The organism is Pseudomonas sp. NCHU5216 (assembly GCF_052156495.1).
Classification (GTDB): Bacteria; Pseudomonadota; Gammaproteobacteria; order Pseudomonadales; family Pseudomonadaceae; genus Aquipseudomonas.
Genome location: NZ_JBQLIX010000023.1, coordinates 1 through 25582, shown reverse-complemented (window position 1 = coordinate 25582; position 25582 = coordinate 1). Strand labels below are relative to the sequence as shown.

Sequence of the window (25582 nt, the reverse complement as noted above, 5' to 3'; positions counted from 1 at the left end):
GTAGGAGCTGCAAGCTTCAAGCCGCAAGCTGCAAGCAAGAGCACCAACGCGCTGCTACTTGCCGCTTGAAGCTTGTGGCTTGGCGCTTATTTCGTTTCGTTGAACAGCTCGCGACCGATCAGCATGCGGCGGATTTCGCTGGTGCCGGCGCCGATTTCGTAGAGCTTGGCGTCACGCAGCAGGCGCCCGGCCGGGTACTCGTTGGTGTAGCCGTTGCCGCCGAGCAACTGGATGGTGTCCAGCGCCATCCTGGTGGCCATCTCGGCGGTGTAGAGAATCACCGCGGCGGCGTCCTTGCGCGATTCCTCGCCGCGGTCGCAGGCCTTGGCGACGTTGTACAGGTAGGACTTGGAGGCGTTCATGCCGGCGTACATGTCGGCCAGCTTGCCTTGCACCAACTGGAATTCGCCGATGGACTGCTTGAACTGCTGGCGCTCGTGCACGTAGGGCAGCACCACGTCCATGCAGGCGCTCATGATCCCGGTGGGGCCGCCGGAAAGCACGGTGCGCTCGTAGTCCAGGCCGCTCATCAGCACGCGCACGCCACCGCCCTCGACGCCGAGGATGTTCTCCTCCGGCACTTCGCAATCCTCGAACAGCAATTCGCAGGTGTTGGAGCCGCGCATGCCCAGCTTGTCCAGCTTCTGGTGGCGGGAGAAACCCTTGAAGTCGCGCTCGACGATAAAGGCGGTCATGCCGCGCGAGCCAGCCTCGATGTCGGTCTTGGCGTAGATCACGTAGGTGTGGGCGTCCGGGCCGTTGGTGATCCACATCTTGCTGCCATTGAGCACGTAGCGGTCGCCGCGCTTTTCCGCGCGCAGCTTCATCGACACCACATCGGAGCCGGCATTGGGTTCGCTCATGGCCAGGGCGCCGATATGCTCGCCGGAGCACAGCTTGGGCAGGTATTTCTGCTTCTGCGCCTCGCTGCCGTTCTTGTGGATCTGGTTGACACAGAGGTTTGAATGCGCGCCGTAGGACAGGCCCACCGACGCCGAAGCGCGGCTGATCTCTTCCATGGCCAGCACATGCGCCAGATAGCCCATGTTGGTGCCGCCGTACTCTTCCTTGACCGTGATGCCGAGCAGGCCCATGTCGCCGAACTTGCGCCACATGTCCATGGGGAACTCGTTGTCACGGTCGATCTGCGCGGCGCGCGGCGCCAGCTCGGCCTGGGCGAACTGGTGCACCGAGTCGCGCAGCATGTCGAGGGTTTCACCGAGGCCGAAGTTGAGGGTGGGGTAGCTCATGGGGTCACCTGTTGTTGTCGTAGGGTGCGCCGTGCGCACCGGGACGGATTCAGTGGTGCGCGTGAGTGTCGGCCAGGGCCGCGAGGCAGCGCTCCTCGGCGGTATCCAGTTCCAGTTGCATCTGCTGGATATCCAGCAACTGTTGTTCAAGCTGCTGGCGACGCTCGGCGATCTTGGCGAGGAAGGTATTGAGCTGTTTGTGATTGCCGCTGCTGGGGTCGTAAAGGTCGATCAGCTCCTTGCATTCGGCCAGGGAGAAGCCGATGCGCTTGCCGCGCAGGATGAGCTTCAGGGTCACCAGATCCTTGGGCTGATAGATGCGTTCCTGGCCACGGCGCTCGGGGGCGAGCATGCCTTGTTCCTCGTAGAAGCGGATGGCACGCGGGGTGACGTCCAGTTCGCGGGCCAGGTCGGAGATGCTGTAGGTGGTGGGCATGGCGATGTGCTTGTGGTTTACCTTTACGTAAACGTTAAGTTGGCTTTTACGGGCTGTCAACGTCGCTGTCGCCAGGGGCAAGTCGCCGGCTGGACAAGCGCTACGGCAAAGCCTCTAGAATGCGGCTCTTGTCGGCAGCCACGAACAAGGGAACTCATGGCAGGTGCGTCCGCTGAAAAAGGCACGATTTCCGTACGCCTGGTGCTTGAAGCGCTGTGCGAGCTGCGCCGGCAAGGCGCGGACGAGGCGGCATTGCTGGCCGAGGCCGGGATCGACGGCGAGCTGCTGGCGCAACCCGAAGGGCGGGTGTCGTCCGAGGCCTATGCCCAGCTCTGGCTGGCCATCGCCCGACAGATGGACGATGAGTTCTTTGGCATGAACCCACGGCGCATGAAGGTGGGCAGTTTCGCCTTCATGGCCCGCGCAGCGGCGAAGGAGCCGACTCTGGGCGCTGCCTTGCAAGGGGCGCTGCGCTTTCTGCATCTGGTCTTCGATGACTTCAGCCCGAGGCTGGAAGTGCGCGATGGCCTGGCCGCCATCGTCATTGACGAGTCACCTGGGCAGAGTTGCCGCGCCTTCGGTTATTTCACTCTGTGGCTGATCATCCACGGCCTGAGCTGCTGGCTGGCCGGGCGGCGCATCGACGTGCTGGGCATCCAGTTGCGTTGCCCGCAGCCGGATTACATCGAGGACTATCAGGTGATGTTCACCCGTAACCTGCAGTTTGCGCGCGGGCAGAGCCGCCTGCTGTTCAATGCCGACAGCCTGCAGGTGCCGATCCGGCGCAGCCCGCATGACCTCAAGCGCTTTCTCGCCGGGGCGCCGGGCAACATCCTGGTGCGCTATCGCGACCCGCAAAGCCTGGGCGCACGGATAAAGGCCCACCTGCGCAGCCTGCCGCCCGAGCAGTGGCCGGACGTGGAGGCGCTGGCCGGGTCTTTCCATATGGCGCCCTCGACCTTGCGGCGCAAGCTGTCGCTGCAGGGGCAGTCCTATCAGGGGCTCAAGGATCAGGTGCGGCGTGATCTGGCCATTGCCAGCCTGGACAATGACGAGAGCAATCTCTCTGAGCTGGCCTGCGAACTGGGTTTCGCCGATACCAGCGCCTTCTACAAGGCCTTCAAGAAGTGGACGGGCTCGACGCCGGGGCAGTATCGCGCCTTGATCCATCCCGAGAGCCCCTGAGCGGCGGCCTTGTTGTCATTTCCGCTCAGGCAGATTGAGACCTTTCGACATTGCCCACCAGCACGCCTGGGGTAACCATCGCGGCATCCAATAAGAACAATCCGGGAGATCACCCCGATGCGCGATTACTTCACCGCTGCCCGCGATTTCGATTTCGCGGCGGCCGTCGCCAACACCCTGGTCGGCCGTCTCGATGCCCTCAACGCCTGTGTCGAATGCTGCGACCGCCATGTCGGCGCTGGCCGCACGGCGCTGGTCTGGGAGGGGCGCAATGGCGAGCGCGCCACCTGGACGTTCGAGCAGTTGCAGGCCGCTTCGGCGCGCTTCGCCAATCTGCTGGCCAGCCGGGGCATCGGCGCTGGCGATTGCGTTTCGGGCATTCTGCCGCGTACTCCGGAGCTGCTGATCACCATTCTCGGCACCTGGCGCGCCGGCGCCATCTACCAGCCGCTGTTCACCGCCTTCGGCCCCAAGGCCATCGAACATCGGGTGCATACGGCTGGCTCGAAGCTGGTGGTTACCGACGTGCTCAACCGGGGCAAGCTCGATGAGGTGGAGCAGGCGCCGCCTATGCTGACGGTGGGTGAGGATTTCTGGGCCGAGCTGGAGCGTCAGGCGGATCGCTTCGAGCCGGTGATGCGGCAGGCGGACGATCCCTTCCTGCTGATGTTCACCTCCGGCACCACGGGTCTGGCCAAGCCGCTGCAGGTGCCGCTCAAGGCCATGGTCGCCTTCGTCAGCTATATGCGCGAGGCAGTGGGGCTGCGCGCCGAGGATCGCTTCTGGAACCTGGCTGATCCTGGCTGGGCCTACGGGCTGTACTACGCCGTCACCGGCCCTCTGGCGCTGGGGCACACCACCACCTTCTACGAGGGGGCGTTCAGCGTCGAGAGCACCTGCCGGGTGATCCGTGAGCACGGCATCACCAACCTGGCCGGCTCACCCACGGCCTTCCGCCTGCTGCTGGCCGCGCGTGACGAGGTGGAGGCGACCATCAAGGGCCGACTGCGTGCGGTGAGCAGCGCTGGCGAGCCGCTGACGCCGGAAGTGATCCGCTGGTTCGCCGAAGGGCTGGGTTGCACTATTCACGATCATTACGGGCAGACCGAGCTGGGCATGGTGCTGTGCAACCACCATGCCTTGCAGCACCCGGTACGCCTGGGCGCGGCGGGTTATGCCATGCCTGGCCATCGCGTGGTGGTGCTGGACGAGCAGCAGCGCGAACTGCCGCCTGGCCAGCCCGGCATCCTCGCCCTGGACATGGCGCGCTCGCCGCTGTTCTGGTTCCCTGGCTATCGCGGCATGGCGACCAAAGCCTTCGTCGGTGACTACTACCTCAGCGGCGATACGGTGGAGCTCAACGAGGACGGCAGCATCAGTTTCGTCGGTCGCGCCGATGATGTGATCACCACTTCCGGCTACCGCGTCGGCCCTTTCGACGTGGAGAGCGCGCTGATCGAGCACCCGGCGGTGATCGAAGCAGCGGTGATCGGCAAGCCCGACCCGGAGCGTACCGAGCGGGTCAAGGCCTTCGTCGTCCTGCACGCCGGCCATGCAGCCGACGATGCAGCCGACGATGCACTGGCCGAGGCCCTGCAGCAGTATGTGCGCAAGCGCCTGTCGGCCCATGCCTACCCGCGCGAGATCGAGTTCGTCAGCGAACTGCCCAAGACCCCGAGTGGCAAGATCCAGCGCTTCCTCCTGCGTAACCAGGAAATTGCCAAGGCCCAGGCGGCTGCCAGTCACTGATCGAGGAATTTTCATCATGCACATCGAACACAGCGTATTCCTGATCAGCGGTGGCGCCTCTGGTCTTGGGCTGGCCACGGCCCGTGAGTTGGTCGGGCAGGGCGCTAAGGTGCTGCTGCTGGATATCAACGAGCAGGCGGGTCAGCAGGCCATTGCCGAACTGGGCGATGCCGCGCGCTTCGTGCGCGCCGATATCACCCGCGAAGAAGATGGCCAGGTAGCTGTGGCGCAGGCGCTGGAGGCCTTTGGCGCGCTGCACGGGCTGGTCAATTGCGCCGGTATCGCGCCGGCCGAGAAGGTGCTGGGGCGTAATGGCGCCCATGGCCTGGATAGCTTTCGGCGCACCGTCGAGGTCAATCTGATCGGCAGCTTCAACCTGCTGCGCCTGGCTGCCGCGGCCATGGCGCAGAACACGCCGAACGCGGGCGGCGAGCGCGGGGTCATTATCAATACCGCCTCGGTGGCGGCGTTCGACGGTCAAATGGGGCAGGTGGCCTATGCCGCGTCCAAGGGCGGAGTGGCCGCACTGACATTGCCGGCGGCGCGCGATCTGGCGCGCTCGGGCATACGTGTGATGTGCATTGCTCCCGGCGTATTCGAGACGCCGATGATGGCGGGCATGCCGCAGGAGGTGCGCGACTCGCTGGCGGCCAACGTACCGTTCCCGCCGCGCCTGGGTCGGCCCGACGAGTACGCAGCGTTGGTGCGGCATATCGTCGAGAACGCCATGCTCAATGGCGAGGTGATCCGCCTCGATGGCGCGCTGCGCATGGCGGCCAAGTAACGGTAGCCCGGATGCAATCCGGGGAACCCCCATACATTCCCGGATTGCATCCGGGCTACAGGATCTGCAGGTGAACTCATGAATCAGCAACTCGACCCCGTCGTCATTGTCAGCGCCGTTCGTACCCCCATGGGCGGCTTTCTCGGTGATCTGGCCGGCCTTACTGCGGCTGAACTGGGCGCAGCGGCGATTCGCGCGACTCTGGAGCGCGCCGGCCTCGCCGCCGAGGCGGTGGATACGGTGCTGATGGGCTGCGTACTGCAGGCTGGCCAGGGCCAGGCCCCGGCGCGTCAGGCCGCCTTGGGGGCGGGCCTGAGCCAGGCGGTGCAGTGCACCACGCTGAACAAGATGTGCGGCTCCGGCATGCAGGCGCTGATGCTCGGCCATGACCAGTTGCTCGCTGGCAGTGCCGATGTGCTGGTGGCAGGCGGTATGGAGAGCATGTCCAATGCGCCCTATCTGCTGGCGCGCGCCCGCAGCGGCTATCGCATGGGCCATGGTCAGGTACTCGACCATATGTTCCTCGACGGCCTGGAGGACGCCTACGAGCACGGTCGGCTGATGGGCACCTTCGCTGAGGATTGCGCGCAGCAGTATCGCTTCAGCCGCGAGGAGCAGGACGCCTATGCCCTGGAGTCGCTGCGCCGCGCCCAGCAGGCTATCGAGCAAGGCAATTTCGCCAGCGAGATCGTCGCCGTGGAGGCGCCGCAGGGGCGTGAGCGACGCCTGGTGGAGAGCGACGAGCAGCCGCCCAAGGCGCGGCCAGACAAGATTCCCGGCCTCAAGCCAGCGTTCCGTGAGGGCGGTACGGTGACGGCGGCCAATGCCAGCTCCATTTCCGATGGCGCCGCCGCGCTGCTGCTGATGCGCCTGTCTCAGGCGCAGCAACGCGGCCTTGCGCCGCTGGCGCGCATCGTCGGCCATGCCGGTTACGCGCATGCGCCCAATCTGTTCACCACTGCGCCAGTCGCAGCGATCCAGCGCTTGCTGGCGCGTACCGAGTGGGCCCTGGATACGGTCGATCTGTTCGAGATCAACGAGGCCTTCGCCGTAGTGCCGATGGTAGCCGTGCGCGAGTTGGGCATCGACCACGGCAAACTCAACGTACATGGCGGCGCCTGCGCCCTGGGCCACCCCATCGGCGCGTCCGGCGCGCGCATTGTGGTCACCCTGCTGGCGGCGCTGCAGCAGCGCGGGCTCAAGCGAGGCGTGGCCTCCGTGTGCATCGGCGGCGGTGAAGCCACTGCCGTGGCCATCGAGTTGTATTGACTCGACCCCTAGGGTGCTCTGTGCGCACCGAGTGTTTCCGCCAACCAGTGGTGCGCATGGAGCACCCTACGCCTTGAGAGGCTTCAGCCGCGACCGTCGCCGCTGAAGCGCCTCCCACAGTGATTAACTCGCACCACCGGAGCCAGCCATGCTGCCCACAGAAGAAGAAACCCTGATCCGCGATATGGCTCGCCAGTTCGCCCAGGAGCGGCTGAAACCCTTCGCCGCCGACTGGGATCGCGAGCATCGTTTCCCCGCCGAGGCCGTCGCCGAAATGGGCCAACTGGGTTTCATGGGCATGCTGGTGCCCGAGCAGTGGGGCGGTGCCGAGACCGGGCACCTGGCCTACGCCATGGCCCTTGAGGAGATCGCCGCTGGCGATGGCGCCTGTTCCACCATCATGAGCGTGCACAACTCGGTGGGCTGCATGCCGATCCTCAAATACGGCAGCGAGGAGCAGAAACAGCGCTTTCTCCGTCCGCTGGCCGAGGGCAGCATGCTCGGTGCTTTCGCGCTTACCGAGCCGCAAGCTGGCTCCGATGCCAGCGATCTGCGCAGCCGTGCCCGGCGCGATGGCGACTACTACGTGCTCAATGGTGCCAAGCAGTTCATTACGTCCGGCAATCACGCCGGCATGGTCATCGTCTTCGCGGTCACCGACCCGCAGGCGGGCAAGAAGGGCATCAGTGCCTTTATCGTACCGACCGACACGCCGGGGTTCTCGGTGGTGCGGGTGGAGGACAAGCTTGGCCAGCATGCCTCCGACACCTGCCAGATCCTGCTCGATGATGTACGCATCCCGGTCGACCTGCGCCTCGGTGAGGAGGGTGAGGGCTATCGCATCGCCCTGGCCAACCTGGAAGGCGGGCGTATCGGCATCGCCGCACAGGCGGTGGGCATGGCGCGAGCGGCGTTCGAGGCGGCGCGTGACTACGCCCATGAGCGGGTGACCTTCGGCAAGCCGATCATCGAGCATCAGGCGGTGGCGTTTCGTCTGGCCGACATGGCCACGCAGATCGCCGTGGCGCGGCAGATGGTGCACCACGCCGCCAGCCTGCGCGAGGCGGGCCAGCCTTGCTTGAGCGAAGCCTCGATGGCCAAGCTGTTCGCTTCGGAGATGGCCGAACGGGTCTGTTCGGCGGCGATCCAGACCCTGGGAGGCTACGGTTATCTCAAGGACTTTCCGGTCGAGCGTATCTACCGCGACGTGCGCGTATGCCAGATCTACGAAGGCACCAGCGACGTGCAGCGCATGGTGATCGCACGCGGCTTGTAGGGTGCGCTGTGCGCACCGGAATTGGCACCGTTGTCGAGGGCCAGCAGCTCTCTCCCACAAGTGGGAGAGGGGCGCGGATTGCGTCGTGGTCAAGCCCCGGGGCTTGCCCAGGACACTTGCTTCATCAGCCTTCCTTGCGCGATTTGGCTAGCTGCTCGACGGCTTGCAGGCGCAGGCGTTCGTGCTCGTCGAAACGCTCGGCGGCCAGCGCATCGATGGCTGCAGTACGGTCGCTGGCGCTGAGGCCTTGGTTGTTCTCGATGCGTGCCTTGGCGGCCAGGTAGTCGTCCACGCGCTTCTGCCATTGCTGCCGGCGCTGATCGAGCGCCTCCAGGCGTGCGGTGGCCTCGGCACCCACCAGTTGCTGGCGCATCTGGCGGATCTGTGCGGCACTGGCACCTTCGGCCTGCAGGCGTGCGGTGTGCTGGCGCAGTTCCTGTTGCAGTTCGGGCAGCACGGCCTCCTGCAGCTCCGCTGGCAAGCTGGCGCGCAGGCGGTCGATGGCCTCGCCCTTGGCTTCGTCACTCAGGTTCGGGTCCTGACGGATGGCCAGGCGCTCCAGGGTGAAACGGTTGTAACCCTCCTCGTTGGCGAAGAAGGCCTGGTGCGTCTCGGCATCGAACAGGCGCGCGCGCAGGGCCTGCACGGCACTTTCACGCTGGCGCAGGGCGTCGATGTTGGGCAGTTGTGGCAGGTCACGTTCGAGCAAGACCAGTTCGCGTTTGTAGTCGAGGTACTGATCGAGCAGGGTCTGAGCCCGCGAGCGCGCTGGTTCGGCGAGCTGGCTATCGATATAGGTACGTAGACGCCCGACGCTGGCAGCCAGGCTTTCTTCGCCAATGCTGGCGAGGAAGTAGTCGAACAGACGGCGGATATCTTCGCTGATGATCAGGTTGCCGGCGGCGTCCACCCGCAGATTGCCATCGACTTCGGTGCCGACGAACGAGCGCGGCAGGTTCAGCTTGCTGGCCTGGCTGGTGCTCGCTTGAGTGGGCGTGGGGGCGTTGCCGGTGATGGGAGCACTGTCGTCCGGCGGTGTCACCTGGGCAGTGACAGGCTTGGCGACGGCTTCATGCTCGGTATCGGCCGCAGGTTGCAGATAGAGCATCAGGGCCAGGCTGGCGGCGAACAGCAGGGGAAGCAGCAGAGCGAGTTTTTTCACGAAAGCGTCCTGAACAGCAAAAAGGGCCAGCCAGCCGTGCTGACTGGCCCTCGTGGGGGGATTACAGCCCGGCGTTCTTCAGACGGTTGGCGTGCTGACGGTAGACGGTCACCGGATTGGTCTCGAACAGGCTGGTCAGGCCCATGGTCTGGTTGACCTCGTCGAGATGGTTCATCCGGTAGTTGTCGCGGATCACCTGGCCCATGTGCGAGCTGCAGCGCCCAACCAGGCCATCGTTGTCCTCACCCTTGAAGGTCAGCGCGGTGGCACCGAGCAGCAGGTCACTGGGGTCGAGCGGGTTGGTCAGCGGGCTGGTACCGCTCCAGGAGTAGTAGCGAATGCCATTGACGCTATAGGCGCCTTCGCCACAGGCCGTGGTGGGCAGACCTTGCGGGTACTTGGCGTTGAAGCGTGCTGCGCCTTCGCTGTTGAGCGACTCCAGCGAACCCAGGGCGTTCTGCTCCCTGTCGCTGGGGCCGCCAGAGAGGTAGTTGATCATCGCGCCGAGGCCGTTGAATATGCCTACCAGGATCGGGGTGCCGGCAGGGCCGATAGGGCTTTCGCTTAGATCCTTGAGGAAGTCGGCTGCAGCCGAGCCCTTGTGTGGAGCGCCAACGCTGGTGACCGAGGCGACCAGATCCGGGCGAACAGCGGCGACGTAGCGGGTGGTGGGGCCACCATGGCTATGGCCGATCAGGTTGACCTTGGGTTTGCCGCTGATGGCGACGATTTCCTCGACCTGTTGCAGCAATTGCTCGCCACGGGCTTCGGAGGTATCGAGCTGGCTGACTTCGGTGACGTAGACGCTGGCGCCGTCGCGACGCAGGGCATCAGGAATGCCATACCAGTAATCGACGCCGTAGATATCGTCGAAACCGAGCATGCCGTGACCGAGGACGATGGGGTAGCGGGTCTGGGTATAGCCGGTGGAGCCAGAGGCGCCGAACCAGGCAGCCTGCGTCTGAGCGCAGGTCAACAGGCCGGCACCGAGGCAGAGGGCGAGCAGGGTCTTGTTCTTGTTCATGGGTGCTCTCGTATTGAATTGGGGGCACTTTGCAAGCACATCCCGTGCTGATTCGTGGCGTTCCATGCTGACAATGACATCGCAGGAAGCGTGCCATCATCACGGCATCGCCGGGGAATGGCCGGCTTTAGCGGGTTTGTCGGTATTGGCGGGTTAGTTGTGACGATCGTGCAGACATCTTCTTGTTACACCCAGAAACGCCGCACCTGACAAGGCGTGTAGGGGGCTGGGAACCACTTGAAGGCTGTAGGGGGCTTCGCAAGGGGTGAGCCAATCGAAGGTTGGCTGCATTGGCGGCGATTGGTGTTTCGGCTGTCATCTTGACGCTGCCATGTGGCTTCTCTAGGATGCCGCTCTGCGCCGATTTAAACAGCTACTTGCGGGGCGCCAGAGGGAGTCGCGAGACGCCTGAAATTCCGCTAAAGCGCTGGTTCGGTGTCGCCTCTCACCGCTGCCCAGCGGGAAGAAGAGGCGGAGACTCGACCATGACCTGTCCCCAATTGCATATTCGCCTGGCTCCCATCACCTCGGGCCTGCCGCTGCGCAATCCACGCATTCTCCTTGGCGGTAGCCATCAGCCGACGCTGCTGCGCTATCTCGAAGGCTGGCCCAAGCGCTGGCGCGGGCCACATGCCTTTCGCATCCAGTTCGTGCAGAGCGACGAATCGCTGGCACGCTTTGCGCGTGACAGCTTCGACCTGGCCGTGGTGCAGGCGCCCACCGCCGAACAGCGGGACGCGACCATCGCCGAGCTGGTCAGGGTGGCGCGTCAGGGGCTGATTACCCGGCGCTGATCCTGCCCTAGGTGTAGGAGCGAGCTCTGCTCGCGAACATTGGCGCTCATGAAGCTTCGCGAGCAGAGCTCGCTCCTACAGGGTGGGAAGTTCGCGAACCGGGCTCGCTCCTGGAGTCTAGGGATAGTCGATCTCGACGATATAGCAGGTCTTCTCGCCGGTGGGCGTGTGCACCCGCACTTCGGCATCCAGGGGTTTGCCGACCAGGGCGCGGGCCAGCGGTGAGTCGATGCTGATCAGCCCCTGCTTCAGATCCAGCTCGTCCGGGCCGACGATGCGGTAGCGCGATTGTTCGCCGTCTTCGTCCTCGATGGTGACCCAGGCGCCGAAGTAGACCTTGTTGGGATCCGATGGCCGTTCGCTGACCACCTTGAGCTTTTCCAGGCGCTTGCTGAGAAAGCGCACGCGGCTGTCGATCTCGCGCAGCATCTTCTTGCCGTAGGTGTACTCGGCGTTCTCCGAGCGATCCCCTTGTGCGGCGGCCTCGCTGACCGCCTGGGTCACCTGGGGGCGACGCACGTGCCATAGCTCGTGCAGTTCGGCGCGCAGGCGGGCTTCACCTTCTGGGGTGATCAGTGGGGTGCCGGCAGGGCGGGGTGGGCGATAACGGCTCATGGCGACTCTTGGGCTGAGGGGGCGCCAGTCTAGCAAACCCCTTCATCCGGCTTAACCTTCGCGCAACACACTTAGTGGGCTGGCATTCAGCGCACGGCGCGTGCCCAGCACACCGGCGCTACCTACCAGCAAGGCGCCGATCACAGGCAGCAGCAACAACCAGGGGTGTGGTTGCCAGGCGATGTCGAAGGCATAGCGGTACAGCAACAGACTCACCAGTTCGCAGCCCAGTGCCGCCAGCAGGCCAGCCGCTGCGCCGAGCAGGCCGAACTCGGCCCTTCGGGCCCGCATCAGCAGGCGCCGCTCGGCGCCCAGGGCACGCAACAGGGCGCCCTGGCGGATGCGCTCGTCGAGTGTGGATTGCAGGCCCGCGAGCAACACGGTGACGCCGGCAGCCAGGACGAACAGCAGCACGTATTCGATGGCCAGGGTGACCTGGGCGAGGATGCTGCGCAGTTGTCCCAGCACGGCATCGACCTGCAGCAGGGTGACGCTGGGGAAAGCGCGGCTGAGGCCGACCAGGTCAGCGTCATGGCCGGGCGGCAGGTAGAAGCTGGTGAGGTAGGTGGCCGGCAGATCCTGCAGGGTCTGCGGCTCGAAGATCATGTAGAAGTTGGGCTGGAAGCTGTCCCAGTCCACCTCGCGCAGGCTGCTGACCTGGGCTTCGCGCTCGATGCCGCCGACGTTGAAGCGCAGGCGGTCACCCAGCTTGAGTTTCAGGCTTGCGGCCAGTTCGGCTTCCACCGATACGCCTGGCAGTTCAGCGTGACTTTCAGACGACCACCACTGGCCGCTGCTGATGCGGTTGCTGCTTGGCAACTGCTCGGCCCAGGTCAGGCTCAGATCGCGCTGCACGGCGCGCTCGCCACGGCTGTCCTTGCTGACGATCTGCCTGACCGGCTCGTCGTTGATCGCCACCAGGCGGCCCGGTACCACCGGGTACAGCGGCGCCGGGTGGGGCGATAGTTGGGCTAGGCGCGCGGCGAAGGCATCGCGCTCGGCTGGCAGCACATTGAGGGCGAAATGATTGGGGGCGTCGGCAGGCAACTGTTCCTGCCAGGTGTCGAGCAGTTCGCCACGCAGCAGGGCGATCAGTGCCATGGCCAGCAGGATCAGGCCGAAGGCCAAGGCCTGCCCGGCTGCCGCCAGCGGATGGCGCAGCAACTGGCCCAGGCCCAGGCGCCAGGGCAGGGCGGAGCGTTGCAGCAGGCGACGCAGGCTCTGCAGGCCGGCGAGCAGCAAGCCACCGAGCAGCAGTGTGGTGATCAGGCCGCCGCCGAGCAGGGCCAGGGTCAGGCGCAGATCCAGGCTCAGGCGCCACATGATCAGGCCCAGCGCCAGCAAAGCTGCGCCGTAGATCAGCCAGGAGCTGGCCGGCACGGGCAGCACGTCGCGACGCAGCACGCGCAGTGGTGGCACCCGGCCCAGCGCGGCCAGTGGCGGCAGGGCGAAGCCCGCCAGCGCCACCAGACCGGTAGCCATGCCCGCCAGCGCCGGCCAGATGCCGGCTGGCGGCAGATCATCCGGCACCAGGCCGCGCAGCAGGTGGAACAGCACATACTGGCCGAACCAGCCGATCAGGGCGCCGAGCAGGCAGGCCAGCAGCCCCAGCAGGGCCAGTTGCAGGCTGAACAGGCCAAGGGCTTCACCGCGCGACAGCCCCAGGCAGCGCAACAGGGCGCTGGCATCGAAGCGGCGGCTGGCAAAGCGTGAGGCCGACAGGGCCACGGCAACCCCAGCGAGCAGCACGGCGGCCAGGCTGGCCAGATTCAGATAGCGCTCGGCGCGGCCCAGAGCACCGCCCACCTGGCGATTGCCGTCGCGGGCATCCTCCAGGCGCTGGTTGGGTTGCAGGCCGGGTTCCACGGCTTGCCGGTAGGCTGCCAGGGCCTGGCTGTCGCCGCGCCAGAGTTCTCGGTAGGTCACGCGGCTGCCCGGTTGCACCACTTCGGTAGCGGCCAGGTCGGCGAGGTTGATCAGCACTCTCGGCGTGAGGCTATAAAAGTCGCCGGCGTTGGCCGGGTCGTAGGTCAGCACCCGGCTCAGGCGCAGGCGCTTGGCGCCAATTTCGATCTCGTCACCCACGGCGACGCCCAGGGCCACCATCAGACGCGCTTCGGCCCAGGCTTCGCCGGGGGCGGGAAACTGACCGGGGCGCTCCGTCTGATAGGGGGCGGCGGCACTGCGCAGCTCGCCGCGCAGGGGGTAGGCCGCGTCGGCTGCCTTGATGCTGGCAAGCTGAATGCCATCGCCAGCGGCCACCACGCTGGAGAACTCGACCAGGTGCGAGTGCTGCAGGCCAAGGCGTTTGCCTGCCTCGATCTGTTCTTCCTTGGCCGGCGTGCTGCTGCTCAGTCGCAGGTCGGCGGCGAGGAACTCGCTGGCGCGCAGGAGCATGGCGTCGTTCAGCCGTGCACTGAAATAGCCGATGGCGCTACTGGCCGCCACAGCCACCAGCAAGGCGAAGAACAGCACGCGCAACTCGCCGGAGCGGGCCTCGCGCCACAACTGGCGGCTGGCCAACACCAGCAGGCGGGCGAAGGGCAGGCGCGCCATCAGGGCTGTACCTGGTCGATCAGGTGGCCCGCCTCGAGGCGGATCAGGCGCTGGCAGCGATGAGCCAGGCGCTCGTCATGGGTGACCAGCACCAGGGTGGTACCACGCTCCTGATTGAGCGTGAACAGCAGGTCGCTGATGCGTTCTCCAGTTTGGGTGTCGAGGTTGCCAGTGGGTTCGTCGGCGAACAGCACGTCCGGGTCGGCGGCGAAGGCACGGGCGATGGCCACGCGCTGCTGCTCGCCACCGGACAACTGGCGCGGGTAATGCGACAGGCGCTGGCCCAGGCCGACTCGTTCGAGCAGGGCGCGGGCACGCTGGCGGGCATCGGCGTGGCCTTCGAGCTCCATCGGCAGCATGACGTTTTCCAGCGCATTGAGGCTGTCGAGCAACTGGAAGGACTGGAACACGAAGCCGACGTGCTCGGCACGCAGGCGGGCGCGCTGATCCTCGTCGAGCTGGCTGAGATCCTGGCCGGCCAGCAACACGCTGCCGGCGCTGGGCAGGTCGAGCCCGGCGAGCAGGCCGAGCAGGGTGGATTTGCCAGAGCCGGAGCTGCCGACGATGGCCAGGCTGTCGCCCTTTTCCAGGTTCAGGTCGAGATCATGGAGGATGGTCAGCTCGCCTTCCGCGCTGCTGACCACTTTGCTAAGGTTCCGCGCAGCGAGAATGCTCGAAGTCATGGAGATTCCAATGCGTGCATGGTGGCTGAGTGGTGCCTTGGCCCTGCTGTTCTGGGCCCAGGGGGCGGTTGCAGGCACCCTGCTTGTGGTCGGCGATAGTATCAGCGCCGCTTTTGGCCTGGATAGCCGCCAGGGGTGGGTGGCGTTGCTGGAAAAACGCCTCTCGGACGAGGGTTTCGACCATCGGGTGGTCAATGCCTCGATCAGTGGCGATACCAGCGCAGGCGGCCTGGCGCGCCTGCCGGCGCTGCTTGCCGAGCATCGCCCGCAGGTGGTGATCATCGAACTGGGCGGCAATGACGGCCTGCGTGGCCTGCCTCCTGCGCAATTGCAACAGAATCTTGCGTCGATGGTCGAGCAGTCGCAGCAGGCTGGGGCCAAGGTACTGATTTTGGGGATGAAGCTGCCTCCTAATTATGGCGTTCGCTACACCACGGCCTTCGCCAAGGTGTTCGCTGATGTGGCGCAGGCGCAGCGGGTCGCGCTGGTGCCCTTCTTCCTCGAGGGCGTGGGTGGTGTGCCGGGGATGATGCAGGCCGATGGCATTCATCCCAATATCGCCGCTCAGCCAGTGCTGCTCGATAATGCCTGGCCGGCGCTCGAGCCGCTGCTCTAGCGGGCGTTGAAAAACTACCTACGTTGGCAATACTGCGTTAAAAACAGCCTCAAAATGCTCATTTACAATACGTAAACTGCGCTTTTTCGGCCGTTTTCGCCTTGTCTTGCCTACCTCGCCTACGTTTTTCAACGGCCTGCTAAAGGCTTTTCCCGCAAAAGCCTTTCGGCTAATGTGGCGACCCCGCCCCGGAGCTCCAGATGCCGCGTCCTGCCTGGTCCATTCATGCCTACCAGCTCATTGAGCCGGACGAGCAGCTCGATCTGTTCGCCTGTCGCGAAGTGCGTCTGCACCTGGTGGCTCGGCAGTTGCGCCTGGGCGGCCATGCCGACCGCACCCTGTGCGGTGGACTGCTGCCCGCGCAACCCCGTTGGCGAGCCATGCAAAGCGAGTCGTTGCGCGATCGGCGCCTCTGCCCGGATTGTCTGGCGGTGCTGCAGGCGCAGCGTCAGGGCCTGTGCTCCAACTGGGCGGATGGCTGATGACTGCCTAGGCTTCAGGCGGCGGTGTACAATCGACTTCACTCAACTTTCAACCCATCAAGGATTCCCGGATGTTGTCGCGATTCTCTGCGGTCAACCGTTGTCTCGCTGTGCTGGCTCTGTGCTCCAGCACCGCCGTTCAGGCGCTCGAATTTCCCCTGCCTCCTCCTGGTGAGGACATCGTCGGTCAGGTGCAGGTGGTCAAGGCCAAGTACGAAGACACCTTCGCGGATCTGGGCAAGGCCAACAACCTGGGTTATCTGGAAATGGTCGCGGCCAACCCGGGCGTCGACCCCTGGTTGCCGGGCGAGGGCAAGGAAGTCGTCCTGCCGACTCGCTTCATACTGCCACCTGGCCCGCGTGAGGGGATCGTGATCAACCTCGCCGAGTACCGTCTGTACTACTACCCGAAAGACAAGAACGTGGTGTACACCTTCCCGCTCGGCATCGGTCGTGAGGGATGGGGCTCGCCGCTCGGCACCGGGCGTATCACCGCCAAGACGCCAAACCCGGCCTGGTACCCACCCAAGTCGATCCGTGAGGAGCATGCGGCAGACGGCGATCCGCTGCCAACCGTGGTGCCGCCGGGGCCGGACAACCCGCTGGGCCCCTACAAGATGTCTCTGTCTTTCCCTGGTTACCTGATCCACGGCTCGAACAAGAAGTTCGGTATCGGTATGCAAGTCAGCCATGGCTGTTTCCGCATGTTCAACCACAACGTCCTGGAGCTGGCGGCGATGGCGCCGGTAAATACGCCGGTGCGTATCATCAACGAGCCCTACAAGTTCGGCCTCAGTGGCGGCAAGGTGTACCTGGAAGCGCACGCCCCGCTGAACGAAAAAGGCGAGCCCTCGGTGGTGGACAAGCACACTGCAGTGATCAACGCGTTGCTCAAACGTGACGATCTCACCGGCTTGCGCCTGGACTGGGACAGCGTGCGTGAAGTCGTGGCGGCCGAAGATGGCCTGCCGGTGGTCATTGCCCAGGCCAGTGGCGGCACGGTTGCCAGCAGCGAACAGCCGTCGTTCTGAGCCTGGTGCCCCGAAAAGCCCGCCCATGTTCGCATCGGCGGGTTTTTTATTGCCCACTGATTGGGCATTGATGGGCAGGCAACAAAAAATTGCCGGGAGCAATTTTTGACGTCGCTTGCGACGGCCAGAAGGGTGTCTCCAAGGCGAGGCAGGCAACAAAAAATTGCCGGGAGCAATTTTTGACGTCGCTTGCGACGGCTCGAAGGGTGTCACCAAGGTGGGGCAGGCAACAAAAAATTGCCGGGAGCAATTTTTGACGTCGCTTGCGACGGCCCGAAGGGTTGCCGCCAGGGATGGCAGGCAACAAAAAAGCCGACCCGGTTGCCCGGATCGGCTTCTTGAAAAGCCCGTCGCTATTACTTGCGGCTAGCTTTTTCCAGCATGCGCAGAGCGCGCTCGTTGGCTTCGTCAGCGGTCTGCTGAGCCTTCTGAGCAGCAGCCAGAGCTTCATCGGCCTTGCGGTAGGCTTCATCGGCACGGGCTTGAGCGCGAGCAGCAGCGTCTTCGGTAGCAGTCAGACGAGCTTCGGTTTCTTTGGACATGCTGCTGCAGCCAGTAGCCAGAACAGCGGCCAGAGCCAGAGCAGAGAATTTCAGAACGTTGTTCATCGTGTTCCCCTTGAGGTGGAGTTTTCCATAAAAAGCAATTTCCCTACTTTGGGAAATTAGCCGGCGTACATACTACCTGTTAGTTCCAGTAAGTAAACTGAGTGAAGGCAAGAGTGACATCTTTTTTTCACTCTCCGAGTGACGCCGCACGCGCCGCAGCAGTGGTTTGTACAAAAAACAAACAAAAAGCCGCTGGCTCGACTTAATGAGGGTGCAGTAGGTTAGGTCGGCGATGTCGTAAGGCCAGCGTAATCCAACTAAGAACAATAAGGGGCTTAAAAGATGCTGGGTAACTTGGGCTTGTTAGTGGGGCTGGCGCTGTTGATCTTCATGGCGCTGCGTGGGGTGAACATCTTCATCGCTGCGCTGCTGTGCGCGATCCTGGTAGCCTTGACCAATGCGGTGCAGGTGCCCAAGGCCTTGCTGGAGTACTTTCCGTTTGGCCCACTGGGAGCCTTCACCTTCGCCGGCAAGTTCTTCGTGCTGTTTCTCTGTGGCGCCATCTTCGGCAAGGTGATGGCTGCCAGCCAGGCGGCCAGCAGCATTGCCCAGGCGATTACGCGTGGCCTGGGCACCCAGCGTACGCTGTGGGTGGCGATGCTGGTCTGCGCAGTACTGACCTACGGCGGTGTGGTGGTGTTCGTGGTGATCTTCACCATGTATCCCCTGGGCATTTCCCTGATGCGCGAGGCCAATCTGCCCAAGCGCCTGTTCTGTGGCGCCATTGCCCTTGGTGCGGGCAGCTTCACCATGACCGCGCTGCCGGGCTCGCCCTCGATCCACAACGTCATCGCCGCCAGCGCTCTGGGCACTGATCTGTTCGCCGGCGCCTGGATCGGCCTGCTGGCGAGCCTGCTGATGATCGGGCTGGGCATGGCCTATCTGCAGCGTGAGTGGCGCCTGGCCCGTGAGCGTGGCGAGGGCTTCGAGGCCAATGCCCAGGACGAGCGCATGGCGCAACTGGCTGGCGCCCCCGACAGCGGGCCGCACTGGGGAATGGCGGTGATGCCGATCGTCGCTGTGCTGGGCATCATATTGCTGCCGCGTCTTTTGGCGCTGTCCGGTATGGCCGTGGCGGGTGAGGGGATGCTCGGCGGGCTGCTGGCGTTCAGTCAGGCGCAACCGATCCTCTGGCCCAGTCTGGCGTTGGTGCTGGCTACCAGCCTGGCGATTCTGATGTTCCCGGCGTTGCGCCGCAACCTGCTGCTGACGCTGGGTCAGGGCGCGGATGATGCAATCATGCCGCTGCTCAACACCGCGGCTGTGATCGGTTTCGGTGGGGTGGTAACGCAGACGCCGGGTTTCGCCCAGTTCGCTCAGTGGATCGTCTCGGTCGAGCTGCCGCCGTTGCTTTCGGTATTCGCCTCGGTCAGCGTGGTGTCGGGTATCGTCGGTTCGTCATCAGGTGGCCTGCAGATCTTCATGCAGACGCTGGCGCCGCGTTATCTGGAAATGGGCATCGAGCCGGAGGTATTGCACCGTATCGCCAATATCGCCGCCGGTGGGCTCGATTCGTTGCCGCATTGCGGCGCGGTCATCGCCCTGCTGATGATCATGGGCCTGACCCACAAGCAGGCCTACAAGGATATCTTCGTCATCACCGTGCTGATTCCTGTGGTCGCCTGCCTGGCCTGCATCGCCGTCTTGAGCCTTGTGTAAGTGGTTGATTACGCATGACTGTTACCCACGTGCCCTGCTAAGCTGCAAGGATTGCAGATTGTTGCAGGGCAGGTTTCAGGCATTTCCGGCCGCTGGCCGTCGAGTAGCAGAAGGTTGCCGCTGCACCGAGGCGCTTCGGAGAAAGCGTACGACGGACAGAGGAGTTGATATGAGCGAAGCGTTATCCATTCATCACGACGAGGCCAGTCATCAGTTCGTGACCACCGTCGACGGTGATCGCGCCTACCTGGCCTACATGGATCTGGGCAAGCAGACGCTGGATATCTACCGTACCTTCGTGCCCAACTCCCTGCGCGGCCGTGGCATCGCCGCAGCCCTGACCGAGCACGCCCTGCGCTATGCCGAAAACCGGGGCTATACCGTCATCCCGTCCTGCTCCTACGTCGAGCGCTACCTGGAGCGTCGCCAGCGCCATCAGATGAGCTGAGCGTGCAGGGCACAGAAAAACGCCGGGCAATGCCCGGCGTTTTCGTTTGCCCATCAAGCGCTCAGCTACGCTGGCGCTTGGGCAGTACATCCTTGAGTTTGGCATGCATGCTGCGCAATGCATTCTCGGTGGTGTCCCAGTCGATGCAGGCGTCGGTGATGGATACACCGTACTTGAGGTCGCAGAGGTTCTTCGGAATCGACTGGTTGCCCCAGCCCAGGTGGCTTTCCACCATCAGACCAACGATGGAGTTGTTGCCTTCGAGGATCTGGTTGGCGACGTTCTCCATCACCAGCGGTTGCAGGGCCGCATCCTTGTTGGAGTTGGCGTGGCTGCAGTCGACCATGATGTTCGGGCGGATGCCGGCCTTGGTCAGTTCCTGCTCGCAAATGGCAACGCTGACCGAGTCATAGTTGGGCTTGCCGTTGCCGCCGCGCAGCACCACATGGCCATAGGCGTTGCCCTTGGTGGTGACGATGGAGACGCCACCCTGGGGGTTGATGCCGAGGAAACGGTGCGGGCTGGATACCGATTGCAGGGCGTTGATGGCCACGGTCAGGCCGCCATCGGTGCCGTTCTTGAAGCCGACGGCCGAAGACAGGCCGGAGGCCATCTCGCGGTGGGTCTGCGATTCGGTGGTGCGGGCGCCGATGGCCGACCAGCTGATCAGATCCTGCAGGTATTGCGGAGAGATCGGGTCGAGCGCTTCGGTGGCGGTGGGCAGACCCATCTCGGCGAGATCGAGCAGCAGCTTGCGACCGATGTGCAGGCCATCCTGAATCTTGAACGAGTCGTCGAGGTAGGGGTCGTTGATCAGGCCTTTCCAGCCCACGGTGGTGCGCGGCTTCTCGAAGTACACGCGCATCACCAGGAACAGGGTGTCGGAAACCTCGGCAGCCAGCACCTTAAGGCGTTCGGCATATTCATGCGCGGCCTTGATGTCATGGATGGAGCAGGGGCCGACCACGACGAACAGACGGTGATCGCTGCCGTCAAGGATGTCACGCACCACCTGGCGACCGTTGGCGACGGTCTGTTGTGCTGCATCGGTCAGGGGAATTTCGCGCTTGAGCTGATCCGGGGTGATCAGCGTTTCATTGGAGGCGACGTTGAGGTCGTTGATCGGTAAATCAGCCATCGTGCTTGTCATCAGGTCAGGGTCGTCGGGTCACGGGTGCAGGCCGCCAGCGTTCCCCTGGTATGGTAGACACGGCCAGTTCAAGCAGGGGGAGCCGAACCTTAGCGCGTAAGGCGCGGCGCGACAATGGGCGACGGGCCAATGAAGTCGATAGACGGGCTCTTCAGGACAATTGCGGAAAGGCGGCGGCATGCTGGGCGATCCATTCCTGCGCGCAGTGTTCGATGGAGACGGGGGCGCCCTGGTGCCGTTCGAGCTGTTGCCGGTAGTGCTGGATCTGACACACCTGTTCGACCATGCGTGCGCGAAACAGGGTGTCTTCATCGGTGAAGGCAATGCCGACCAGGTAGTCGTCGGCCTGACGCCGGCACCAGGCGACGACGCCTGGGTAACGGGCCTGTTCGCCCAGCAGTGGAATGCGCATCTCTATTGCGGTGCCGCGGCGAAAGGCGCGACTCGAGTTGCACGCCACCCCGCCGAGACTGATATTGTGCAACCTTTGTCGCGGGATATTGGCTTGCCTGCGCAGAACCAGTTCCACCGGCATGTCGCTGGGATGACGCAGAAATTTACGCATGAGCACTGACCTCGACTGCAGGCAAAGTGATATCAGTGGCTCCAGTATAGCCGCACAACTGGAGTTGACCGATCTGGATGCCGACCGACGCTTGCTCGACCTCGACGGCATATCGCTGCTGATCTTCACTAGCATGGGCTGTGCCAGTTGCCGCTGGGCACGGCAGAGCCTGCCTGGCATGGGCCTTCCGGTGGATCGCCTGTGCTGGATCGATGCCGGGCACAATGCCGGTTTGGTGACGCGCTACGACGTCTTTCATCTGCCTGCGTTGTTCATCGTGCGAAACGGTCAATTTCATGGCGCTCTGTCGGCGCCTCTCAAGCCTTCCGAACTGATCACTGCCGTCGGCCACGCCTTGCGCCGCCCGGCTGAGGAGCTTCCCTGATGACCCTTAACCCCGCGCCACGTATCGGCATCATCGGCACTGGCGCCATTGGTGGCTTTTATGGCCTGCTGCTGGCACGTGCTGGTTTCGATGTGCATTTTCTCCTGCGCAGCGAGTACTCGGCGGTGGCTGCCAATGGCCTGCAGCTCAACAGCCAGGTGCATGGTGCGCTGCATCTGCAGCCGGTGCAGGCCTATCGCCATGCCGAGGACATGCCGGCCTGTGACTGGCTGCTGGTGGGCGCCAAGACCACGGCCAACGCCGAGCTGGCACCGCTGATCAACCAGGCAGCAGCGCCGGGTGCGCGCGTCGTGCTGCTGCAGAACGGCCTGGGCGTGGAGACGGCGCTGCGTCCCTTGCTGGACGACGGCCTGCATCTGCTCGGTGGCCTGTGCTACATCTGCGTTCACCGCAGTGCGCCAGGGGTGATCGAGCATCAGGCCCTGGGCGCCATCAACCTGGCCTACCACAGTGGCCCAGCCGAGGATGACGAGGCTCGGCGTAGCTTGGTGGACGACGGCGCGGAACTGTTTCGCAAGGCGGGCCTGGATTCGCAGACCATGGCCAAACTGGAACAGACCCGTTGGCAGAAGCTGGTGTGGAACGTGCCCTACAACGGCCTTTCGGTACTGCTCGATGCCGATACCAAGGCGATGATGGGCAATCCGAGCAGCCGTGCGCTGATCCGCGACATGATGCTCGAGGTGGTGCAGGCCGCACAGGCGCTCGGTCACGACATGCCGGAGAACTATGCCGACAAGCTGTTGGCGGCCACCGAGCGCATGCCCGATTATCTGCCGAGCATGTACCACGATTTCGCCCAGCGCCGCCCGGCCGAACTCCAGGCCATCTACGCCACGCCGCTGGCGGCTGCCGCTGCGGCAGGGCAGGACATGCCCAAGGTGCGCGCACTGTATCAGGCTCTGCAGTTCCTGCAGGCGCGGCAGGAGGCATAGGCCATGGGCAAGGGTCTGGGCGACAAGCTGGTGTTGGCGATCTCCTCGCGGGCGCTGTTCGACCTCAGCGAGAGCCACCAGATCTATGAAAGCGAAGGCGTCGAAGCCTACCGGCGTTACCAGATCGAGCACGAGGACGAAGTGCTGATGCCCGGCGATGCCTTCCCTCTGGTGGAGAAGTTGCTGGGGCTCAATGCTCGGCTCAGCGAGCAGCGCGTCGAGGTGATCCTGGTGTCGCGCAACAGTGCCGATACCGGCCTGCGTGCCTTCAATTCGATTCAGCACTATGGCTTGGGTATCTCCCGCGCCGCCTTCGTCGGTGGGCGCAGCCCCGACCCCTACCTGGCGGCGTTCGGTTGCCATCTGTTTCTCTCCACCCATGCCGATGACGTGCGCAGTGCCCTCAAGGCCGGCTTCGGGGCGGCAACGCTGCTGTCCGGTGGTTCGCGGCGCGCAGCGAGCAATGAGCTGCGCATCGCCTTCGATGGCGATGCCGTGTTGTTTTCCGACGACTCCGAACGGGTCTATCAGAGTGGTGGGCTGCACGCGTTCCAGAACCATGAGCGTGACGCCGCCCGACAGGCCTTGCCGGGCGGCCCGTTCAAGCCCTTTCTCGCGGCGCTGCACCGTCTGCAGCAGGCCTTCCCCGAAGATGCCTGCCCGATTCGCACGGCCTTGGTTACGGCCCGCTCGGCCCCGGCACATGAGCGGGTGATTCGCACCCTGCGTGAGTGGAACATCCGCCTCGATGAGTCCTTCTTCCTCGGTGGCCTGGACAAGTCCGCGGTGCTGGAGGCCTTTGCCGCCGACGTGTTCTTCGATGACCAGACGGGACACTGCGAGGCCGCGCGGCAGGTGGTGGCGACGGGGCACGTGCCCCATGGCGTGAGCAATGAACCAATTCCCTGAGTGTCTGTGCGAGCTGGCCTTTCCTCGAGGGCGTCGTACCCTTGCGAGGCTTGCCCTTGCGTCGATGACTTATAGCCATTCGTCCTGAATGGCGTGGCCAACCTTGCGTTATCCGCTGCGCTGCTACTCTGATTGATGGGCCCAAGTCAGAGTAGTCAAGGAGGCCGCACATGATCCGCTCGATACTTTACGCCACCGATCTTGGCCTCTATGCCTCTTACGTGCTGCAACATGCGCTGGCGTTGACGCGCAGCTTCAACGCCAATCTGTACGTGGTGCATGCCGTGGAGCCGATGGGTTTGTTCGCCGAGTCCGTGCTGCAAACCTATCTCGATGACGACACGCTCAAGGAGCTGCGCAGCAATGGACTGGGCACGGTGATGTCGAGCATCGAGCAGCGCGTGCTCGAAGGCTTTCGCGATGAGCTTGGCGACGCTGCGCAGGATCTCGATCAGATCCGCGCGGTGCGGGTGATTCAGGGAGATCCGCCCACGGTGATTCTCGAAGAGTCACAGAAACTCGGGGTGGATTTGCTGGTCGTAGGCAGTCACAGCCATGGTGCGGAAATGGCCGTGCCGCTGGGACGCACGGCGTCACGGTTGTTGCAGCTATCGGAGGTACCGGTGTATCTGGTGCCCATGTTGCAGCATCGAACCCATGGCGAAATCTGAGGAAGCTGACGTCTTCGTGCTCAGGCTCTAAGCAGAAAAACAATCTATATTTAGGCCATGAACCAGTAATATGGTTATATGAATGCCGGCCATCACGAGCGGGCCGTTCAGCTTTGAGGGAAATCTATGAAGCTTCAGCAACTGCGCTACATCTGGGAAGTCGCGCATCATGATCTCAACGTGTCGGCCACGGCGCAGAGTCTGTATACCTCGCAGCCGGGGATCAGCAAGCAGATCCGCCTGCTGGAGGATGAGCTGGGAGTGGAGGTTTTCGCTCGGAGCGGCAAGCATCTCACACGTGTCACCCCTGCTGGTGAGCGCATCATCACCACGGCAGGGGAGATCCTGCGCAAGGTCGAGAGCATCAAGCAGATCGCCCAGGAATTTTCCAACGAGAAGAAGGGCACGCTGTCCATCGCCACCACCCATACCCAGGCGCGCTATGCCTTGCCGCCGGTGATCAGCGCCTTCATCAAGCAGTACCCGGACGTATCCCTGCACATGCACCAGGGTACGCCGACCCAGATCGCCGAGATGGCTGCCGATGGCGTTGTCGACTTCGCCATCGCCACCGAGGGCCTGGAGCTGTTCAACGATCTGATCATGATGCCCTGCTACCGCTGGAACCGCTGTGTGGTGGTGCCGCAGGGCCACCCGCTGGCGAAGTTGCCCAAGCTCACCCTCGAAGCTTTGGCCGAGCACCCCATCGTCACCTACGTGTTCGGCTTCACTGGCCGTTCCAAGCTGGACGAGGCCTTCAATCATCGCGGCCTGACGCCCAAGGTGGTGTTCACTGCTGCCGACGCCGACGTGATCAAGACCTACGTGCGTCTCAATCTGGGCGTGGGGATCGTGGCCAAGATGGCCGTCGATCCCAAGCTTGATCCGGATCTGGTGGTGCTTGATGCCGACGATTTGTTCGAGCCCAGCGTGACCAAGATCGGTTTCCGCCGCGGCACCTTCCTGCGTGGGTTCATGTGCGATTTCATCGAGCGCTTCGCCCCGCACCTGACCCGCGAGATGCTGGCCAAGGCCGTGCAGTGCCACAACAAGACCGAGCTGGAAGAGCTGTTCGAGGGTGTCGAACTGCCAATGCACTGAAGGTTCGCAACCCATGAAAAATGTTCTTAGCATTTTTTGGGGAAATGCTTGGTTGATACTGGACTGGCAAGTTTGTGTGTTGATTCTTCTTATGCCTGTTCCGAATTGCCGCGTTTCTGCTGATGTTCTTTGTTTCGCCCTCCCGGGCGAGTCACTTTTGGGGCAAAAGTAACCAAAACCTCCGCCCTTTCATCCGGCCCTGGCTACGCCAGGGTTCG

The 25582-nt window shown here is 63.8% G+C and carries 26 protein-coding genes; 16 read left to right on the top strand and 10 right to left on the bottom strand.

Annotated features, from left to right (window positions below; genetic code table 11):
- Nucleotides 1-86: 86 nt before the first annotated feature.
- Nucleotides 87-1250 (bottom strand): isovaleryl-CoA dehydrogenase, encoded by a 1164-nt coding sequence (locus ACSVIK_RS16430; RefSeq protein WP_442445322.1) that lies wholly within the window; start codon nucleotides 1248-1250, stop codon nucleotides 87-89.
- A 49-nt stretch (nucleotides 1251-1299) separates the two neighbouring features.
- Complete coding sequence (locus ACSVIK_RS16425; protein WP_277374514.1) at nucleotides 1300-1686, bottom strand: MerR family transcriptional regulator; 387 nt, start codon at nucleotides 1684-1686, stop codon at nucleotides 1300-1302.
- Between the two features lie 156 nt (nucleotides 1687-1842).
- On the opposite strand from ACSVIK_RS16425, the gene ACSVIK_RS16420 reads away from it, so the two are divergent.
- The 5 genes from ACSVIK_RS16420 to ACSVIK_RS16400 all read left to right on the top strand — a co-directional run bounded on the left by ACSVIK_RS16420 (nucleotide 1843) and on the right by ACSVIK_RS16400 (nucleotide 7949).
- On the top strand, nucleotides 1843-2871 hold the full coding sequence (locus ACSVIK_RS16420; RefSeq protein WP_442445321.1) for an AraC family transcriptional regulator: 1029 nt from the start codon (nucleotides 1843-1845) through the stop codon (nucleotides 2869-2871).
- 117 nt (nucleotides 2872-2988) lie between these two features.
- Nucleotides 2989-4620: an AMP-binding protein gene (locus ACSVIK_RS16415; RefSeq protein WP_442445320.1), complete on the top strand. Its 1632-nt coding sequence runs from the start codon at nucleotides 2989-2991 to the stop codon at nucleotides 4618-4620.
- Nucleotides 4621-4636: 16 nt separating this feature from the next.
- Nucleotides 4637-5404, top strand: a complete 768-nt coding sequence (locus tag ACSVIK_RS16410; protein ID WP_442445319.1) for a 3-hydroxyacyl-CoA dehydrogenase — start codon at nucleotides 4637-4639, stop codon at nucleotides 5402-5404.
- A gap of 78 nt (nucleotides 5405-5482) precedes the next feature.
- A complete protein-coding gene (locus ACSVIK_RS16405) occupies nucleotides 5483-6673 on the top strand; it encodes an acetyl-CoA C-acyltransferase (RefSeq protein ID WP_442445318.1) in 1191 nt (396 codons plus the stop codon).
- A 148-nt stretch (nucleotides 6674-6821) separates the two neighbouring features.
- Complete coding sequence (locus ACSVIK_RS16400; protein WP_442445317.1) at nucleotides 6822-7949, top strand: acyl-CoA dehydrogenase family protein; 1128 nt, start codon at nucleotides 6822-6824, stop codon at nucleotides 7947-7949.
- A 124-nt stretch (nucleotides 7950-8073) separates the two neighbouring features.
- Here the strand turns inward: ACSVIK_RS16400 and ACSVIK_RS16395 are convergent, their stop codons facing one another.
- Nucleotides 8074-9111, bottom strand: coding sequence for a lipase secretion chaperone (locus ACSVIK_RS16395; RefSeq protein ID WP_442445316.1), 1038 nt, complete (start codon nucleotides 9109-9111; stop codon nucleotides 8074-8076).
- A 61-nt stretch (nucleotides 9112-9172) separates the two neighbouring features.
- The gene (locus ACSVIK_RS16390; protein WP_442445315.1) at nucleotides 9173-10135 is read right to left on the bottom strand and encodes a triacylglycerol lipase; all 963 of its coding nucleotides are present in this window, start codon (nucleotides 10133-10135) and stop codon (nucleotides 9173-9175) included.
- Nucleotides 10136-10620: 485 nt separating this feature from the next.
- Here ACSVIK_RS16390 and ACSVIK_RS16385 point away from each other — a divergent pair, with 485 nt between their 5' ends.
- On the top strand, nucleotides 10621-10929 hold the full coding sequence (locus ACSVIK_RS16385; RefSeq protein ID WP_442445314.1) for a class I SAM-dependent methyltransferase: 309 nt from the start codon (nucleotides 10621-10623) through the stop codon (nucleotides 10927-10929).
- 117 nt (nucleotides 10930-11046) lie between these two features.
- Here the strand turns inward: ACSVIK_RS16385 and greB are convergent, their stop codons facing one another.
- Genes greB through ACSVIK_RS16370 form a run of 3 tightly spaced genes read right to left on the bottom strand, consistent with a single transcriptional unit; the run spans nucleotide 11047 to nucleotide 14783 of the window.
- Nucleotides 11047-11544: a transcription elongation factor GreB gene (gene greB, locus ACSVIK_RS16380; protein WP_442445313.1), complete on the bottom strand. Its 498-nt coding sequence runs from the start codon at nucleotides 11542-11544 to the stop codon at nucleotides 11047-11049.
- A 51-nt stretch (nucleotides 11545-11595) separates the two neighbouring features.
- The gene (locus tag ACSVIK_RS16375; RefSeq protein WP_442445312.1) at nucleotides 11596-14100 is read right to left on the bottom strand and encodes an ABC transporter permease; all 2505 of its coding nucleotides are present in this window, start codon (nucleotides 14098-14100) and stop codon (nucleotides 11596-11598) included.
- On the bottom strand, nucleotides 14100-14783 hold the full coding sequence (locus ACSVIK_RS16370; RefSeq protein WP_442445311.1) for an ABC transporter ATP-binding protein: 684 nt from the start codon (nucleotides 14781-14783) through the stop codon (nucleotides 14100-14102). Before ACSVIK_RS16370 ends, ACSVIK_RS16375 begins: the two co-directional genes overlap by 1 nt.
- A gap of 10 nt (nucleotides 14784-14793) precedes the next feature.
- Between ACSVIK_RS16370 and ACSVIK_RS16365 the strand changes: the two genes are divergently transcribed.
- The 3 genes from ACSVIK_RS16365 (at nucleotide 14794) to ACSVIK_RS16355 (ending at nucleotide 16912) form a co-directional block, all read left to right on the top strand.
- Nucleotides 14794-15399 (top strand): arylesterase, encoded by a 606-nt coding sequence (locus ACSVIK_RS16365; protein ID WP_442445310.1) that lies wholly within the window; start codon nucleotides 14794-14796, stop codon nucleotides 15397-15399.
- Between the two features lie 200 nt (nucleotides 15400-15599).
- Nucleotides 15600-15881 carry a hypothetical protein gene (locus ACSVIK_RS16360; protein ID WP_277374526.1) on the top strand — a complete coding sequence of 94 codons (282 nt, stop codon included), beginning with the start codon at nucleotides 15600-15602 and terminating at the stop codon, nucleotides 15879-15881.
- A 71-nt stretch (nucleotides 15882-15952) separates the two neighbouring features.
- Nucleotides 15953-16912: a L,D-transpeptidase family protein gene (locus tag ACSVIK_RS16355; protein ID WP_277374527.1), complete on the top strand. Its 960-nt coding sequence runs from the start codon at nucleotides 15953-15955 to the stop codon at nucleotides 16910-16912.
- A gap of 356 nt (nucleotides 16913-17268) precedes the next feature.
- On the opposite strand, the gene oprI is transcribed toward ACSVIK_RS16355, so the two are convergent.
- Nucleotides 17269-17520 (bottom strand): outer membrane lipoprotei OprI, encoded by a 252-nt coding sequence (gene oprI / locus ACSVIK_RS16350; protein WP_003239826.1) that lies wholly within the window; start codon nucleotides 17518-17520, stop codon nucleotides 17269-17271.
- 282 nt (nucleotides 17521-17802) lie between these two features.
- Here oprI and ACSVIK_RS16345 point away from each other — a divergent pair, with 282 nt between their 5' ends.
- Both ACSVIK_RS16345 and ACSVIK_RS16340 read left to right on the top strand, forming a co-directional pair.
- Nucleotides 17803-19179, top strand: a complete 1377-nt coding sequence (locus ACSVIK_RS16345) for a GntP family permease (RefSeq protein ID WP_442445309.1) — start codon at nucleotides 17803-17805, stop codon at nucleotides 19177-19179.
- A 169-nt stretch (nucleotides 19180-19348) separates the two neighbouring features.
- Nucleotides 19349-19627 carry a GNAT family N-acetyltransferase gene (locus tag ACSVIK_RS16340; protein ID WP_442445308.1) on the top strand — a complete coding sequence of 93 codons (279 nt, stop codon included), beginning with the start codon at nucleotides 19349-19351 and terminating at the stop codon, nucleotides 19625-19627.
- 61 nt (nucleotides 19628-19688) lie between these two features.
- Here ACSVIK_RS16340 and ACSVIK_RS16335 read toward each other — a convergent pair whose 3' ends face one another.
- Nucleotides 19689-20765, bottom strand: a complete 1077-nt coding sequence (locus tag ACSVIK_RS16335; protein ID WP_442445307.1) for a 3-deoxy-7-phosphoheptulonate synthase — start codon at nucleotides 20763-20765, stop codon at nucleotides 19689-19691.
- A gap of 163 nt (nucleotides 20766-20928) precedes the next feature.
- Entirely contained in the window at nucleotides 20929-21342 is a 414-nt protein-coding gene (locus tag ACSVIK_RS16330; protein WP_442445306.1) for a PilZ domain-containing protein, read from the bottom strand.
- On the opposite strand from ACSVIK_RS16330, the gene ACSVIK_RS16325 reads away from it, so the two are divergent.
- The 5 genes from ACSVIK_RS16325 to cysB all read left to right on the top strand — a co-directional run bounded on the left by ACSVIK_RS16325 (nucleotide 21341) and on the right by cysB (nucleotide 25364).
- On the top strand, nucleotides 21341-21727 hold the full coding sequence (locus ACSVIK_RS16325) for a thioredoxin (protein WP_442445305.1): 387 nt from the start codon (nucleotides 21341-21343) through the stop codon (nucleotides 21725-21727). The two genes, ACSVIK_RS16330 and ACSVIK_RS16325, sit on opposite strands and share 2 nt — an antisense overlap.
- Complete coding sequence (locus ACSVIK_RS16320; protein WP_442445304.1) at nucleotides 21727-22683, top strand: putative 2-dehydropantoate 2-reductase; 957 nt, start codon at nucleotides 21727-21729, stop codon at nucleotides 22681-22683. Before ACSVIK_RS16325 ends, ACSVIK_RS16320 begins: the two co-directional genes overlap by 1 nt.
- A 3-nt stretch (nucleotides 22684-22686) precedes the next feature.
- Nucleotides 22687-23592: a 5'-nucleotidase gene (locus ACSVIK_RS16315; protein ID WP_442445303.1), complete on the top strand. Its 906-nt coding sequence runs from the start codon at nucleotides 22687-22689 to the stop codon at nucleotides 23590-23592.
- Nucleotides 23593-23762: 170 nt separating this feature from the next.
- The gene (locus ACSVIK_RS16310) at nucleotides 23763-24263 is read left to right on the top strand and encodes a universal stress protein (RefSeq protein ID WP_268177829.1); all 501 of its coding nucleotides are present in this window, start codon (nucleotides 23763-23765) and stop codon (nucleotides 24261-24263) included.
- A gap of 126 nt (nucleotides 24264-24389) precedes the next feature.
- Nucleotides 24390-25364: an HTH-type transcriptional regulator CysB gene (cysB, locus tag ACSVIK_RS16305; protein ID WP_277374531.1), complete on the top strand. Its 975-nt coding sequence runs from the start codon at nucleotides 24390-24392 to the stop codon at nucleotides 25362-25364.
- The last annotated feature ends 218 nt before the right edge of the window (nucleotides 25365-25582 follow it).

Excerpts from the sequence above, each read along its gene's own strand:
- ACSVIK_RS16430 (WP_442445322.1), bottom strand. The coding sequence starts at position 1,250 with ATGAGCTACCCCACCCTCAACTTCGGCCTCGGTGAAACCCTCGACATG.
- ACSVIK_RS16425 (WP_277374514.1), bottom strand. The coding sequence starts at position 1,686 with ATGCCCACCACCTACAGCATCTCCGACCTGGCCCGCGAACTGGACGTC.
- ACSVIK_RS16420 (WP_442445321.1), top strand. The coding sequence starts at position 1,843 with ATGGCAGGTGCGTCCGCTGAAAAAGGCACGATTTCCGTACGCCTGGTG.
- ACSVIK_RS16415 (WP_442445320.1), top strand. The coding sequence starts at position 2,989 with ATGCGCGATTACTTCACCGCTGCCCGCGATTTCGATTTCGCGGCGGCC.
- ACSVIK_RS16410 (WP_442445319.1), top strand. The coding sequence starts at position 4,637 with ATGCACATCGAACACAGCGTATTCCTGATCAGCGGTGGCGCCTCTGGT.
- ACSVIK_RS16405 (WP_442445318.1), top strand. The coding sequence starts at position 5,483 with ATGAATCAGCAACTCGACCCCGTCGTCATTGTCAGCGCCGTTCGTACC.
- ACSVIK_RS16400 (WP_442445317.1), top strand. The coding sequence starts at position 6,822 with ATGCTGCCCACAGAAGAAGAAACCCTGATCCGCGATATGGCTCGCCAG.
- ACSVIK_RS16390 (WP_442445315.1), bottom strand. The coding sequence starts at position 10,135 with ATGAACAAGAACAAGACCCTGCTCGCCCTCTGCCTCGGTGCCGGCCTG.
- ACSVIK_RS16385 (WP_442445314.1), top strand. The coding sequence starts at position 10,621 with ATGACCTGTCCCCAATTGCATATTCGCCTGGCTCCCATCACCTCGGGC.
- greB (WP_442445313.1), bottom strand. The coding sequence starts at position 11,544 with ATGAGCCGTTATCGCCCACCCCGCCCTGCCGGCACCCCACTGATCACC.
- ACSVIK_RS16375 (WP_442445312.1), bottom strand. The coding sequence starts at position 14,100 with ATGGCGCGCCTGCCCTTCGCCCGCCTGCTGGTGTTGGCCAGCCGCCAG.
- ACSVIK_RS16370 (WP_442445311.1), bottom strand. The coding sequence starts at position 14,783 with ATGACTTCGAGCATTCTCGCTGCGCGGAACCTTAGCAAAGTGGTCAGC.
- ACSVIK_RS16365 (WP_442445310.1), top strand. The coding sequence starts at position 14,794 with ATGCGTGCATGGTGGCTGAGTGGTGCCTTGGCCCTGCTGTTCTGGGCC.
- ACSVIK_RS16360 (WP_277374526.1), top strand. The coding sequence starts at position 15,600 with ATGCCGCGTCCTGCCTGGTCCATTCATGCCTACCAGCTCATTGAGCCG.
- ACSVIK_RS16355 (WP_277374527.1), top strand. The coding sequence starts at position 15,953 with ATGTTGTCGCGATTCTCTGCGGTCAACCGTTGTCTCGCTGTGCTGGCT.
- oprI (WP_003239826.1), bottom strand. The coding sequence starts at position 17,520 with ATGAACAACGTTCTGAAATTCTCTGCTCTGGCTCTGGCCGCTGTTCTG.
- ACSVIK_RS16345 (WP_442445309.1), top strand. The coding sequence starts at position 17,803 with ATGCTGGGTAACTTGGGCTTGTTAGTGGGGCTGGCGCTGTTGATCTTC.
- ACSVIK_RS16340 (WP_442445308.1), top strand. The coding sequence starts at position 19,349 with ATGAGCGAAGCGTTATCCATTCATCACGACGAGGCCAGTCATCAGTTC.
- ACSVIK_RS16335 (WP_442445307.1), bottom strand. The coding sequence starts at position 20,765 with ATGGCTGATTTACCGATCAACGACCTCAACGTCGCCTCCAATGAAACG.
- ACSVIK_RS16325 (WP_442445305.1), top strand. The coding sequence starts at position 21,341 with ATGAGCACTGACCTCGACTGCAGGCAAAGTGATATCAGTGGCTCCAGT.
- ACSVIK_RS16330 (WP_442445306.1), bottom strand. The coding sequence starts at position 21,342 with ATGCGTAAATTTCTGCGTCATCCCAGCGACATGCCGGTGGAACTGGTT.
- ACSVIK_RS16320 (WP_442445304.1), top strand. The coding sequence starts at position 21,727 with ATGACCCTTAACCCCGCGCCACGTATCGGCATCATCGGCACTGGCGCC.
- ACSVIK_RS16315 (WP_442445303.1), top strand. The coding sequence starts at position 22,687 with ATGGGCAAGGGTCTGGGCGACAAGCTGGTGTTGGCGATCTCCTCGCGG.
- ACSVIK_RS16310 (WP_268177829.1), top strand. The coding sequence starts at position 23,763 with ATGATCCGCTCGATACTTTACGCCACCGATCTTGGCCTCTATGCCTCT.
- cysB (WP_277374531.1), top strand. The coding sequence starts at position 24,390 with ATGAAGCTTCAGCAACTGCGCTACATCTGGGAAGTCGCGCATCATGAT.